11 protein-coding genes are annotated in these 13,162 nt (G+C 60.7%); all 11 read right to left on the reverse strand.

The genetic code is table 11. The annotated features are described in order from the left end of the window. The 11 genes from flgK to AC4CWH_RS13580 all read right to left on the reverse strand — a co-directional run bounded on the left by flgK (position 1) and on the right by AC4CWH_RS13580 (position 13,074). Positions 1-1,449 (reverse strand): flagellar hook-associated protein FlgK, encoded by a 1,449-nt coding sequence (gene flgK / locus AC4CWH_RS13530; RefSeq protein WP_491319148.1) that lies wholly within the window; start codon positions 1,447-1,449, stop codon positions 1-3. Positions 1,450-1,478: 29 nt separating this feature from the next. Further along, a complete protein-coding gene (locus tag AC4CWH_RS13535; protein WP_491319149.1) occupies positions 1,479-3,023 on the reverse strand; it encodes a flagellar hook protein FlgE in 1,545 nt (514 codons plus the stop codon). Between the two features lie 227 nt (positions 3,024-3,250). Further along, positions 3,251-3,922: a response regulator transcription factor gene (locus tag AC4CWH_RS13540; protein ID WP_491282582.1), complete on the reverse strand. Its 672-nt coding sequence runs from the start codon at positions 3,920-3,922 to the stop codon at positions 3,251-3,253. Positions 3,923-4,205: 283 nt separating this feature from the next. Continuing rightward, positions 4,206-4,769: a transglycosylase SLT domain-containing protein gene (locus tag AC4CWH_RS13545; protein WP_491282584.1), complete on the reverse strand. Its 564-nt coding sequence runs from the start codon at positions 4,767-4,769 to the stop codon at positions 4,206-4,208. Further along, positions 4,711-6,138 (reverse strand): flagellar hook-length control protein FliK, encoded by a 1,428-nt coding sequence (gene fliK, locus AC4CWH_RS13550; protein ID WP_491319150.1) that lies wholly within the window; start codon positions 6,136-6,138, stop codon positions 4,711-4,713. The genes AC4CWH_RS13545 and fliK overlap by 59 nt, the downstream gene beginning before the upstream one ends. Before the next feature lie 4 nt (positions 6,139-6,142). After that, positions 6,143-7,396 (reverse strand): chemotaxis protein MotC, encoded by a 1,254-nt coding sequence (gene motC, locus AC4CWH_RS13555; RefSeq protein ID WP_491319151.1) that lies wholly within the window; start codon positions 7,394-7,396, stop codon positions 6,143-6,145. Between the two features lie 23 nt (positions 7,397-7,419). Next, the gene (locus tag AC4CWH_RS13560; protein WP_491319152.1) at positions 7,420-8,739 is read right to left on the reverse strand and encodes a MotB family protein; all 1,320 of its coding nucleotides are present in this window, start codon (positions 8,737-8,739) and stop codon (positions 7,420-7,422) included. Next, the gene (locus AC4CWH_RS13565; RefSeq protein WP_491319153.1) at positions 8,736-9,377 is read right to left on the reverse strand and encodes a hypothetical protein; all 642 of its coding nucleotides are present in this window, start codon (positions 9,375-9,377) and stop codon (positions 8,736-8,738) included. The genes AC4CWH_RS13560 and AC4CWH_RS13565 overlap by 4 nt, the downstream gene beginning before the upstream one ends. A 237-nt stretch (positions 9,378-9,614) precedes the next feature. Further along, positions 9,615-10,583, reverse strand: coding sequence for a flagellin N-terminal helical domain-containing protein (locus tag AC4CWH_RS13570; RefSeq protein WP_491282589.1), 969 nt, complete (start codon positions 10,581-10,583; stop codon positions 9,615-9,617). A gap of 308 nt (positions 10,584-10,891) precedes the next feature. Continuing rightward, a complete protein-coding gene (locus tag AC4CWH_RS13575) occupies positions 10,892-11,827 on the reverse strand; it encodes a flagellin N-terminal helical domain-containing protein (RefSeq protein ID WP_491282590.1) in 936 nt (311 codons plus the stop codon). A 311-nt stretch (positions 11,828-12,138) separates the two neighbouring features. Beyond that, on the reverse strand, positions 12,139-13,074 hold the full coding sequence (locus AC4CWH_RS13580) for a flagellin N-terminal helical domain-containing protein (protein ID WP_491282591.1): 936 nt from the start codon (positions 13,072-13,074) through the stop codon (positions 12,139-12,141). Positions 13,075-13,162: the final 88 nt, after the last annotated feature.

Raw genomic sequence — 13,162 nt, forward strand, 5'->3', positions numbered from 1 at the left:
TTATCCCGCCACCGACAGAAGCGCCTGCATCATTTCATCAATGGTGCTGACGAGTTTGGTCGCAGCCTTGTAGGACTGTTCGATATCGAGCAGCAGCGACAGTTCCTCATCCAGGCTGACCGCCGTTTCGCTGGAATAGGCCTGCAGCGCACGCGACTGCATGGCGCTTTTGCTTTCCTCGGCCGACGATGCGGTGCTGCGCAGGCTTTCGAGCCAGCCGGCAGAATCCGAGGCAAACGACATGACGTCGAGATTGCCGTCGATACCGGTCGAGGCATCGAAGGACTGGGGTGTCTGCATCGCCTGGGAATAACTGTCAAGAAGCGTCGAGAAGCCGGCCGAGCTTTGCGTGTTGACCACGTAGCTTGCACCATTGATGCCGCCATCGCGCAAAAGCTGCGGATTGGTCTTTACGGCGGCATTGATGGAAATGCTGCCGGCAAGACCCGCGATCACGGTGCCGCTGGAGGGCACGCTGTCATCGACGCCATTGGTAAAGAGGCCGGCCTTCGGCGTGAGCGTGCCGGTCGGACCGGTTTCGGCAAAGGCGACGATCAGGCCGCGTGCCACTTCGTCGAGCTGGCTCTGGAATTTCGGCGCGATGTCGTCGCGGATCTGCAAGAGGGCCTGGAGCGAGCCGCTGGCATCCGTATCGGAACCGTTGCCGGCCTTTATGGCCACGCCATCCACATAGATGGCATTGCCGGTGGTGCCGGCCGTATAGGTGGCCGTCGGCTGGAAGGAGACCGTGCGCGGGATCTTCTCAAACAGCGTCGTGCCGTCGCTGGTATAGATGGCAACGTCGCCGCCGGGGCGCGAGACGGTGGAGATGCCGACGATTTCCGAAATCTGCTTCAGCAACGTATCGCGTGTGTCGAGCGCATTGCTGGCGTCGGAGTTCGACACGGTCGCCCGCATCACCTCGGTATTGGCGCTTTCGAACTGGCTGAGCAGGTTGTTCAGCGTGTCGACCTGGCTCTTGATCTCGGCATCCGCACGGGTGCGGATGGCCTGCACTTCGCTCGCGGCATTGTTCAGCGTATCGACGACATCCTGCGCGGAGGAAACGGCCGTCGAGGCAAGTGTTGCCTCGTTTGGTTTTGCCGCATAGGCATCGAGATTGGTCAGAAGCGTGCTAAGCCGCGTGCTCGGCGAGGTGTCATAGTCGTTATTGCCAAGCAGGCCGCGGATTTCTTCCAGCCCGTTGAGCAGCGTCGTCTGGCCACTGGCCAGCGACGTGCTTGCAATGGTCTGGCGAAAGAGCGTCGAATTCTGCACCCGCTCGGTGCCGGCCACGAGCGCACCATTGCCCGCGGTGACCAAAACTGCAGTGCGCCGGACATAGTTGGCGTTCTGGGCGTTGGAAATGTTCGTCGACGTGACCGAGGTTTGCGTCCCGGTGTTGTTGAAGATCGACTGTGCGGTGGACAATGCTGTGGAAAGCGACATTTGACTAACCTTTTCGAGACGTTACGCGATTACCTCTTGAGGTTGACCAGCGTTTCCAAAAGTTCGGAACCGGTCTGGAAGACCTTGGAGTTTGCGGTGTAATTCCGCTGGGCCTGGATCATCTCGGTGAGTTCTTCGCCGATATCGACGTTGGAATCTTCAAGCGCGCCCGAGAGGATCTCGCCGTAGCCGCTGCTGCCCGCATAGCCCATGACGACGACGCCGGAATCGTTGCTCTGCGAGTAGACGTTGCCGGCCAGCGGATTGAGGTTGTTGGGGCTCTGCACCATGGCCATGGCGATACGATAGGAGGGAATGGACTGACCGTTTTCATAAAGGATGGACACGATGCCATCCTTGCTGATCTCGATCTTGTCGACCGAGCTTGCGCCCTGCCCGTCGATATTGCCGGTGACCGAATAGTCCGCGCCCTTCTGCGATGTGCCTGAGATGTCGAGCGTCAGGCCACTCAGCGTGGCACCGCCGATCGACTGGGCCGTCGTGGTGATGCTGGTCGGGCTTTGCAGCGCGCCGGCGCCGTCGAAGGACAGCTCATAGCCAGTGCCATTGCCATTCGACGATCCGATGATCGACGAGACACCCGTGCCAGCGCTGAGGCCGGACAGATCGACGGTCAATGCAGCAAGCGAACCGCTGGCCGTCGTCGTCATGGTGGACGAACTGGTGAGGACGCCGGACGCATCGAAGGTCAGGGACGAGGTGCCGATCGAGGTCGTGCCGTCCAGCACTTCCAGATCCCAGCCGGTCGCCGTCTTGGTGTAGTTATAGTTCAGCGTGTGGGCAGCGCCCGTGCTGTCATAGGCCACCGACTTGGTGGAATAGGTGGCGCCGGTGGCCGCCGCGGCATAGAGGTTGCCGTTGACGGCAGCCGTGGTGGAGCCGGATGCGACCTGGCCGGTTACCGAGACGCCGTTATACTGCACGTCGAGCGTCCAGCTGTTTTCGGAGGCCTTGGTGTAGACGAGATCGAGGGTTCTCGAATTGCCCTGCGAATCGTAAGCCACGAGCGACGATTTCTTGGTGTAACCGACCGCCTCGTTGCCCGGCAGGTTGCCGCTGACGGTACCGGCGCTGGAGGCCGTGGACTTCAGGCCGCCGGCGGCGACATTGATCTCGGTGAGGCCTTCGAAACCGTTGATGACGATCGTCGGATCTTCGGTCGAGGAATAGGGGTAGCCCATCAGCGTGAAGCCGGCCGCGTTCTGCAGCGAGCCATCGTTCTGGATCTCGAAATTGCCGGAGCGCGTCAGATAGTCGACGCCGTCGCTGCCCTGCACGATGAAGAAGCCTTCGCCATTGATGGCAAGGTCGGTGGCGGACGTCGTGTAGGTAAACGAGCCCTGGTCGTTGATCGAATAGCGGATCGTGGTGTTGACGCCGCCCGAATTGTAGGCACCGTTCGAAGACGGCAAAATCATCGATGAAAACTGCGTCGACGACTTTTTGTAGCCGACCGTGCTCGAATTGGCGATGTTGTCTGAAACCGTCCCCAGCAGGTTCGCCTGGGCGTTCATTCCGGACACACCGGTCCGCATCGTTCCGTAAAGGCTCATATCAAAATCCCCGTATTGCCTATGGTGTGGACACTAGATGACGGGCCTTGCGTGAAGCTGTCTGTCTTCACATTTGCGGCGGGCGCTGCCGCAGCTCGAGACAGGAAACTTTTGTCTGGCTCTTCCATAAGCCAGACAAAATACAACCCCGGAAACCGACGTCGATTTCCGGGGTTGTATATGGATAATCACGAATGAATCGAGGCCGGCTCGCAGGCGAAACTGTGTCAGTTCCAGTCGATGCAGTAGCCGAGGAAGCGCTTGGAATCGACCGGGTCGAAACCGAGCTTCTTGCGCAGCTTCTTGCGCAGCTTGCTGATGTGGCTTTCCACGACGTTTTCTTCGACTTCCTCGTCGAAGATGCCATAGATCGCGTTGAAGATCTGGGTCTTGGAAACGCGACGGCCACGGTTGGCGACTAGGTATTCCAGGATGCGGCGCTCGCGGCGCGGCAGCGGGAAGATGTCGCCGTGGATTTCCGGATCGCGTCCGTCGGAAAACACCCGGATGGGGCCGACATCGGTGAAATTGGAAATTGCCTTGAGCCGGCGGCGGATCGCCGCGGCACGGGCCAGGATCTCCCGGGGATGAACCGGCTTGCGCACCACATCGTCGACGCCGCTGTCGAACAGGGCAAGCGTTGCTTCCAGCGAATGCTGGTCGCTGACGGCAATGACCGGTGCGGTCGTCCGCTCGCGGATGGCCCGCGGCAGTTCGAGTGCGCGTCCGGTCTGGCCGATCAGGAAAGCTTCCACGGCGTCGATATCCGTGTCTGCCGCCGTGGCGACCCATTCTCCGAATTCCTTCGGATCAAACCCAGTCGAGGGAACTCCCTCGCGTCCAAAAAGTGAGGTGTAACCCTCTTTAACAAGCTCACGCTCATCAACCACTACGATCATTCGTCCGCCTCCGAATCAGTGTGGTGCCTCGATGGACTATGGGTACGAATCGTACGAATCTTGGACAACTACACGAAGTTAACTATGCAATTTAATAGTTGCTTAACCCTTGTGTCGCGATTTGGTCCACATTTAGTGCCTCTCGTTTGCGAAAAGCACAATTCACCGGTGGAAAAGTTAACGCAAAATAAAGTTGCTCTTGCCCTGCCTCGTTTTGGTCCAATCCGTGGCAGGAATCGGACAGCATGCATGTTTTCGCGGAAAACCAATCCACGGTTGTGCTTCAACCGCAAAATTGCGAGGCGGTCTGCGTCCATTTTCCGTAGCCGGTGGCCACCAGATTGGCGATGACACGGCAGACATACCGCTTCTGGGCGGGATCGTTATTGGGCCCGGCGTGGTATCGGGCCACCGCCATCGTCCACGTCTCGTGCCGGTCGTGGAGATTGCGCAGGAATTTCGCGGCATATTCCACGTTGGATTTCGGGTCGAACATCGCCCGCATGGAGGGGAAATTCTCCCCGTGGAAGTGGTGGTTGATCTGCATACAGCCGATATCGATGAGCACCTTGCCCTCGCTGCGCGCCGCCTGGAAGGCCTGGAAGGCCGCCATGGGGCTGTCGGGAAACAGCGCCTTGCCCTCGATATTCAGCGCCCAGGGATAAAGGCTGCCCTTGCGGCCGGTCTCGGTGAGACCGACCGAATAGAGGATGCCCTCGGGGATGCCGTATTTCGCCGCAGCCGCCTGTATTTCGGTTTCACAGGCGCCTGGAGAGACGGCAAGCGCCTCAGACGTAAAGAAGGTCAGGCCGAGCGCCGTAAGCGCCAGTATCCGTCTGAGGGTCATTCTCGATCATTCCCGAAGTGCTGCCCGGCTGGCCGGACTGAGTGGCCTGCTGGTCGCGGCCGGCGCTGCCATCCTTGCCGGCGCCGGAGCCCGCCGCCTGCTGGCCGAGATCCCCCTGTTGTGCCGAGGGATCGGCAGAGGCGGCCGGCGCGATGTTGACCGACACCTGGTCGACCGAAAAACCTTGCGCGCGCAGCGCATCGAGGATGCCGCTCGTGTCCTGTGTCAGCTGCTTGTGGGCCGCCCGGTTCTCCACCGTCAGCTGGACGTTCAGCGTATCGCCGACAAGCTTCAGCGTGGCCGTGACGGTACCCAGATCAATCGGCGTCATCTGCAGCTTCAGGGTATTGACGACATTGCCGGTGCTGCTCTGTGAGGCCGCGTTGGAAAGGGCCGAACCCGGCTGCATGGCGCTCGTCCATTCCGGATCGCCCGACATCGCAGCCGTCAGTGCCGCGCCATTGATCGACTGTCCGAAACCGAGAAAGCGGCGTGAATCAAGAACGGTAATCGTCTCGGCGCCTCCCGTCGAAGCCGCCTTCGTCTCGAAACTCGCCTTACCGTCCTTGGCCGTTCCGACGATCATATCCATGCTGGCACCCTTGCCCCGCGCCGAGGCGAAGCGGAATGTCCGCTCGTCGGACGGGGTGTCGGTTGCACCGTCGCCATTTGGCATGACCAGCGTCTCGCCATCGGCAGCAAGGGCCGACAGCGGGTTTGCCTTGTCTGTCGTTGCAGCCGTGCGCTCGCTTTTGCCATCCTCGCCCTGACGACCGCCCTTGGCGGACATACCCGCCTGGCGCGCGGCCGGTGCTTCCCCGGAGGCGCCGGATCCGGCAAGCAGGGTCAGCATCGATGAAAGCTCATCGGTCAAGGCTGCAGCTTCGGCAGTTTTCTCCTCGCCTTCTGCCGGTTCACCGGCATCCTCCCGGCTGGTCTTTGCCAAGTCCTTCAGGCTTTTTGTCCCCTGACCCGCCTTAGCCGAGACCAGGGTATCGCCGGAGGCATCTGCGAGCGCCTCGCCTGCATCGACAAGCGTCTTGTCGGCACCGATTGTCGTGCGCATTTTCTGCACGGCGGTTTCGCCGGAACCGGCAGCCATGCGCGAACGGGCAAGCGTTGCGGCACTGAGATCGAGGCGTGATGTTTCTTCGCCGCTTTCCCCGCCTGCGGTTTCGCCCGGCGAAGGGCTTGTGGCATTTTCATCCTCGCCCTTGCGGCCCAGCGCCCGGCGGCCACCCTGATCGAGGCTGTCCAGCGCCGACCCAAAACCGCCTTCTCCGCCCTCTGCCCGGCCATTGCCGGACATTCTGGACGCAGATGCAGGATCGACGGCCGGAGCCCTCGTTGAAACGTCAACAGCAACCATGAAATTAGTTCTCCCCCTTCAACAGGTCGTCGATGGCATCAAGCGTCGAACGGCCCCTGTCGACATAGGTCTGGAAAGCTGGATCGAGCTTTGGAGCGCTGCCACCCGGCCTCTTGGAGGGTGCAGCGGCTTGTCCGGCCTGTTCATTGCCGGAGACTGCGGAAACAGTCTCTCCGCTGATGTCATTTTCTACATTAGCGGCTGCGTCTTGTCCGAAGCTTTCGGCAACAGGCGGGCGCAGAACCTCCTCGGCCACCCGCTGGGCCGCTGCCCTCAGCGCCTGGTCTTCAGGGCTCAGCATCGCCTCTGGAATATCGGCCAGCGCCTGGGCTGCGTCTTCAACCTTGCCGTTCGGCAGCTTGGCGACACCGCCAAAAAGACGGGCGACGGAGCGATCCCGGTCGGACATCGACGCGCCACGCGCTTTCGCCTCATCGGAGGCAAATTGCGCAAGCTCAGACTTACCTTCAATGGCTGCCTGGCGGGCTATGCGCAGGTAGATCTCACGGCTGCGATCGTCATCCATCCTCTCCAGCGCGCTCTTGACATCGTCTGCCGAGACCGCACCAAAATGCGACACGACCAGCCGCACGAACAAATCGGCAAACTGGCTGGCATAAGGCGAGTAGACAAAACGGCGCGCATACTGGCGCGAATAGGACAGCGCCTTTTCCACCATTCCCGTCTCGACGGTGATGGCAACGGAGCGACGCAGTGCCGCCTCCTCCAAGATGGTTCCCGGCGCGGTCAGGCGTGCCCAGTCGTAGAAGACCAGCGCATCCTTCGGGTTCTTCGTCACCGTGACATTGCCGGCAATCAGCGCCAGATAGGGGCCGATCCGCTGGCCGCGATATTCCGGCACCATCTTTGCCATGCCGCCGGCAATCATGGCGCCTTTGCCGGCGAGATATTTGCGCAGGGCATCGGCGACGCGCGTATCGAAATTGCCTGAACGATCCTTGGCCACGAGAAATTCGAGCGTTGCCGGATTGCCGCCGCTCATCGCGTAGATGAGTGCTGCATCGACATTGCGCGGATCGTCGAACACGGCGGGATTGATGGTGCGCAGGTTGCGATCGATGGTCGACAGCATGAAGCGCTGCATTTCGGCGGCCGAATGGTCGCCCATGACAACCGTATCCTGCAAGAACTGCAGGGAACGCAGCATCTGGTAGGGTTCAAGGCCATCGACCACCTGCTGCGCCGGCGCGACATGCGGCCAGCCGGCCACGACAACGGCGGCAGCCAGACGTTTCATCGATGTCCTGTATTTGCCCATCGTCAGCCCTTGCCGTCCTGAAGCAGGATCTCGATGCGCCGGTTCTGGTCGGCCATCGGATCGTCAAGCACCTGCGGGCGCCGGTCGGCAAAGCCGGAAATCTGCTTGACGCGCGTATCCTCGAGCCCGCCCTTCACCAGCATGAAATAGGCGCTGTGGGCACGGGCCGCCGACAGGCGCCAGTTATCGTTCTGGGTATCACGGAAGGGCCGCGCATCGGTATGGCCACGGATCACGACGTCGCCCGGCCGGCCCTTGAGCAGCCCGCCGATTTTTTCCATCGCCAGCACCATTTCCCGGCGCGGGACGGCAGAACCGACATTGAACATCGGCGTCTGGCTCTGATCGGACAGGGTAATCAGGACGCCGCCTTCAGCTGGTGTCACGATCAACCCTTCGGCGAGCTTTCCCGAGACGCCGGCAATCTGGTTCTCGATGGCCTGGCGCAGTTCATCGGCTTCTTTTTGTGTGTTTGACGCGGTCGGCGCTTCAGTGCCGCCCGCATCGGGCTGAATGTCAGCCGGATTGGGCCGCGGCTGCGGAATGGCCATGGCGATCTGCGCCTCGGTCAGTTCCCCGGGCTTTCCGGGTTGGGTTTTTTGGACGGCCACCGGCTGGTCGTCGGGCGGCGGCATGTCGGCGACGGCAACGCTCGCAGCGGACGGCGGCAGCATCTCCGGCGTCACATCCTTGGCTTCCACGGCGGCAACCTGTTCGGCCGGCGCCTTCTGCTGGCCATCGGCGCGGGTCACCTCGACCTGCTTCGTCCAGAAATCGGGATCGAACGGATCGCGGAAGGCTTCGCCGCCATCGGCGCCGGTCGCGGGGCCGGAATCGCTGGCTCCGCCTTCGCCCTTGGCGCTGACATTGGCCTGCTGGCCCACTTCCTGCGCGATTTCGGCAAGCACGGAATAGGGATTTTCAAAGAAGTCCGCTTCGGAGTAATTGGCCTCGTCGCCGGAGCTGGAGGTCTGGTCCTCGCCGGTGGCAGCCGCCGAACCGACCTTGTCGGCGTCGGCCTTCACCTTGGAGCGTTCCTTCTTTTCCTGTCCCTCGGAGGTCTCGACGGGTTTTGACAGGCCCTTTTTGGCCGGCGTCTCGTCCGACAGCTTGATCGGGTTGAAATAGCTTGCGGCCGAAGCCTTGGTTTCCTCGTTGGAGGCGTTGACCAGCCACATCACCAGGAAGAAGGCCATCATTGCGGTCATGAAGTCGGCAAAAGCGATCTTCCACGCGCCGCCATGGTGACCGCCATGACCGCCGCCATGCTTCTTGATGATGATGATTTCATTCTTGCCGTGGTGATGGTTCTGTTCGCTCATCCCAGCACCTTCTTCAGGCTGGCCGCCCAGGCAGACATACGCGTCACGAGCACAGCCTCATCAATATCAACGGACAGATCGAGATCCGGCGCCTCGACATGACGAAGCTGCGGAGCCTCCTCGCCAAGGGACTGTTGCAGGAGATCGAAAAGAGAAAGCGGGCCATGCACGGTGACAATCGCTGCCGGGCTTGCGGCAAGCGCTGAGCGGATCATCTGCGCCAGTTCACCGATCGCCTTTTGCGCCAGCGCTTCGGTCAACACCGGCGCCAGCACCTGCGCGACCTGATCCGACAGGCAGACGGCGAGCGTTTCGACCGCCGACCGGAAGCCGGTCTCGATGCGGGCGGCGGCCTGTTCCTCGAGCGAATGGCGAAGCGTTGCGATTTCCTCGGCATGGCGTGCAGCGGTTGCCGCGCGTTCTTCGTCCCAGAGCGCCTGGATTTCCGAGCGGCCCTGCGCCTCGCCCTCGGCGTGGGCCGCGGCCCGTTCTGCGTCGAGGTCAACGGGTGGTTCGGACGGCATGGTATCGAAGGAAAAGGGGCTGTCCTGCTCCTCGTCGTCAAAGCTTGGCATCACCGGCATGGCAACCGGGGCCGCGCCGAAATCCTTGAGATAACGTGCAAGCGGCGCCGTCATGCGCGCGCTCCGGTGCGGCTGTGGAAGGATCGAAGTTTCGCCAAGGCGATCATGACACTGTCCCGATTAAAGTCCCGAAGCACGAAGCCCGTCATTAGACAAAGAGCGTGAATATAGTGGGAACGTGAATATACTGGAACTTTAGGCTGCCAAACTTGCGCGAGGATGAAGAATGCCGGGCAACGACGGAGATGTCGCGGCCCGGCACGGTTTTGGCGGTAACTTTTGCAAACAGGCTTACTGCTGGAACAGCTGGAGAATGTTCTGCGCGTTGGTATTGGCAATCGACAGCGCCTGGATGCCGAGCTGCTGCTGGGTCTGCAACGCCTTCAAACGCGTCGATTCCTCGTTCATGTCGGCATCAACGAGGCGCCCCACGCCCTTGTCGATCACGTCCATCAGCGTCGAGACGAACTCGTCCTGCATGTCGATGCGGCTGGTGATGGCACCAAGCGTCGCGGCCGAATCAGTCAGCTCCTGCAGCATGGCCTCGACAGCCTTCAGCATGCCGGCGAGGTCATCGGAAGAGGTGGTGTTGTCGATGAAGATTTCGGAGCCCGTCCCCATCAGGGTGGAGTTGGCATCGAGCAGGTAATAATTGGCAACCGTGGTTCCGGCCGTGCCGTTGGGCTGCGTCACCGACCAGTCCTTGGTCAGGAGACCGCGGCCGGCGCTGTGGGTATCGATCATCACCGAACCGGCGGCGTCATATTCGAGCGTCGTCAGCGAGACGGCACCGTCGGCCGAACGGTTGAAGGACGCGACGATGTTCTTGACCGCAGCCCCTGTCGTCGTGGTGTTGTAAAGCCAGTTTTCACCGGAGAACGAGGCCGATTCGGCAATCGAGGCCAGCTGGTTCTTCAGCTCGGCCAGTTCCTTGTTGATCTTCGTCTTGTCGACGCCAGGCTCGGAAGCAGCGACGATCTTGCTCTTGATCTCGTCGACGACGGAAATTGCCGATTCAAGGCCTGTATAGGCCGTATCGGTCTTTGCAGCGCCAAGGCCCAAGGCGTCCTGCACGGTCGACAGCGCCTTGTTATCGGAGCGCATGGTGGTGGCGATGGACCAGTAGGCGGCGTTGTCGGCGGCCGTTTCGACGCGGTAGCCGGAGGAAATACGGTTCTGCACCGTTTCCATATCCTGGTTGATTGCGCGTAGGGTCTGAAGCGCAGCCATTGCGCCGGTGTTGGTAATGATACTGGTCATCGAGGATGTGCCCCTGGCTTTTGTAAAGGGACATACCGGAGGCTTGGCCGGCAACGCGCGATCAGCATCATGCTCGCTGGGAAAGGGGCTTCTGCCCACTGCCAGCTCGGCGTTCTTTAGCGATGGTGCAGGCGTGTAGAGTTAACGAGACGTTAACGCAACAGCCTTTCTCAACGACCATTAGACGTGCCGTAGCCTGCGCGAAGCTGGAGCGGGTGATCTGCAACGCAAAAAGGCCGCGCATTTTTCGCGCGGCCTTGATGAGGATCTGTCGACTATCCGGGAGGGTACCAGACCCTCCGTTCGTCTTACTGGAAGAGCTGCAGGATGTTCTGCGAGCTGGAGTTGGCGATCGAGAGCGCCTGGATACCCAGCTGCTGCTGCGTCTGCAGAGCCTTCAGGCGGGTCGATTCTTCGTTCATGTCAGCGTCGACGAGCTTGCCGATGCCCTTGTCGAAGCTATCCATCAGGTCGGCAACGAAGGTGTCCTGCATTTCGATGCGGCTGTTGAGGGCGCCGACGTCTGCAGCGGCATCCGTCATGTCCTGGAGAACCTTGTCGACAGCCTTCAGCGCTTCGGTCAGGTCGTCGGTGGTCACGTCGAGCGTCAGAACCGAGAAGCTGGTCGTTGCAGTCGAACCGGTGGCGTTCGTGTATTCGATGTTGGACGACAGGAGGCCCTTGCCGACTGAAGTGACGTAGGAACCGGACGAGTCGACTTCGACCAGCGAGGAGTTGCTGGTGTCGTATTCCAGCGTCGTCAGGCTGACATTGCCGGCGTCGTCGCGGTTGAACGAACCGACAATCGACTGCGTGCCGACGCCAGCGGATGCCGTGTGGTAGACCCAGTTTTCGCCGGAGAAGGAAGCCGACTTGGAGATCGACAGGAGCTGGTCCTGAAGCTGGTCGATTTCCTTCTGGATCTTTGCCTTGTCAACGCCCGGCTCGGAAGCGGCGGTGATCTTCGCCTTGATTTCGTCGACCACGTTGATCGACGCTTCAAGTGCAGTGTAGGCGACATCGGTGGTGGCAGCGCCGAGGCCAAGGGCGTCCTGAACGGTCGACAGTGCCTTGTTGTCGGAACGCATCGTGGTGGCGATGGACCAGTAAGCGGCGTTGTCAGAAGCGTTCTCGATCCGGTAACCGGAGGAGATGCGGCTCTGCGTGGTTTCCATGTCGCTGTTGATCGAACGGAGGGTGGAGAGAGCTGCCAGGGCAGCCGTGTTGGTCAGAATGCTCGTCATTTGAAAGTGCCCCTATGTGCGGACGAAAAAATCAGGGACATTCCGGTTTCTCTCCGGCAAGGGGTGATACGCTTCATGCTCGTCTCAGCTTTTCCGTGAAAGCGAGGCGCACCGCTTGAGTGACTTCAGTTAACCTTAATGTGGTTAACGAAGCGTAAAGCGCAGGTGCAAGATCCGTTAACGCCTCAACATTGCTGAAAGAATTTCGCGCATCCCGAAAGGCGGCGGGGCCTCGCCCAGGCCCCAAACGCAGATCGCGCCCCTTGCGGGGCGCGATCCAGTGCGAACGGTATCGGTCAATCAAAAAGCGATTAACGGAAGAGCGACAGAACGTTCTGCGAGTCGCTGTTGGCGATCGAGAGCGCCTGGATGCCGAGCTGCTGCTGCGTCTGCAGAGCCTTGAGGCGGGTCGATTCTTCGTTCATGTCGGCGTCAACCAGCTTGCCAACGCCCTTGTCGATGGAGTCCATCAGGTCGGCAACGAAGGTATCCTGCATTTCGATGCGGCTGTTGAGGGCACCGACGTCTGCGGCTGCATCCGTCATGTCCTGGAGAACCTTGTCGACAGCCTTCAGGGCTTCCGTCAGGTCATCGCTGCTGACGTCGAGCGTCAGAACGGAGAAGCTCGTCGTTGCAGTCGAACCGGTGGCGTTCGTGTACTCGATGTTCGAGGACAGGAGGCCCTTGCCGACTGAAGTGACGTAGGAACCGGACGAGTCGACTTCGACCAGCGAGGAGTTGCTGGTGTCGTATTCGAGCGTCGTCAGGCTGACATTGCCGGCGTCGTCGCGGTTGAACGAACCAACGATAGCCTGCGTGCCGGTGCCGGCGGATGCCGTGTGGTAAACCCAGTTTTCGCCGGAGAACGAAGCCGACTTGGAGATCGAAACCAGCTGGTCCTGCAGCTGCTTGATTTCCTTCTGGATCTTTTCCTTGTCAACGCCCGGTTCGGAAGCGGCGGTGATCTTCGACTTGATTTCGTCGACCACGTTGATCGAGGCTTCAAGTGCAGTGTAGGCGACATCGGTGGTGGCAGCGCCAAGGCCGAGAGCATCCTGAACGGTGCCGAGAGCCTTGTTGTCGGAACGCATCGTGGTCGCAATCGACCAGTAAGCGGCGTTGTCAGCAGCGGTTTCGACCTTGTAGCCCGACGAAATGCGGTTCTGCGTGGTCTCCATGTCGTTGTTGATGGAGCGCATGGTCGCCAGTGCAGCGGTTGCACCGTTGTTCGTGAGAATGCTGGTCATGGTGAATCTAGTCCCTTGTTTGACGGAGTACTACTGGGGGACATACCGGGCTATAAATACCGGTGATGACGTCTGGCTTCATGCCCAC

The sequence above is a fragment of the Neorhizobium sp. PAMB6716 genome (genome assembly GCF_058242805.1).

What these genes read in the sequence shown, in the direction of transcription:
- flgK (WP_491319148.1), bottom strand. Translation starts at nt 1,449, where the DNA reads ATGTCGCTTTCCACAGCATTGTCCACCGCACAGTCGATCTTCAACAAC.
- AC4CWH_RS13535 (WP_491319149.1), bottom strand. Translation starts at nt 3,023, where the DNA reads ATGAGCCTTTACGGAACGATGCGGACCGGTGTGTCCGGAATGAACGCC.
- AC4CWH_RS13540 (WP_491282582.1), bottom strand. Translation starts at nt 3,922, where the DNA reads ATGATCGTAGTGGTTGATGAGCGTGAGCTTGTTAAAGAGGGTTACACC.
- AC4CWH_RS13545 (WP_491282584.1), bottom strand. Translation starts at nt 4,769, where the DNA reads ATGACCCTCAGACGGATACTGGCGCTTACGGCGCTCGGCCTGACCTTC.
- fliK (WP_491319150.1), bottom strand. Translation starts at nt 6,138, where the DNA reads ATGGTTGCTGTTGACGTTTCAACGAGGGCTCCGGCCGTCGATCCTGCA.
- motC (WP_491319151.1), bottom strand. Translation starts at nt 7,396, where the DNA reads ATGAAACGTCTGGCTGCCGCCGTTGTCGTGGCCGGCTGGCCGCATGTC.
- AC4CWH_RS13560 (WP_491319152.1), bottom strand. Translation starts at nt 8,739, where the DNA reads ATGAGCGAACAGAACCATCACCACGGCAAGAATGAAATCATCATCATC.
- AC4CWH_RS13565 (WP_491319153.1), bottom strand. Translation starts at nt 9,377, where the DNA reads ATGACGGCGCCGCTTGCACGTTATCTCAAGGATTTCGGCGCGGCCCCG.
- AC4CWH_RS13570 (WP_491282589.1), bottom strand. Translation starts at nt 10,583, where the DNA reads ATGACCAGTATCATTACCAACACCGGCGCAATGGCTGCGCTTCAGACC.
- AC4CWH_RS13575 (WP_491282590.1), bottom strand. Translation starts at nt 11,827, where the DNA reads ATGACGAGCATTCTGACCAACACGGCTGCCCTGGCAGCTCTCTCCACC.
- AC4CWH_RS13580 (WP_491282591.1), bottom strand. Translation starts at nt 13,074, where the DNA reads ATGACCAGCATTCTCACGAACAACGGTGCAACCGCTGCACTGGCGACC.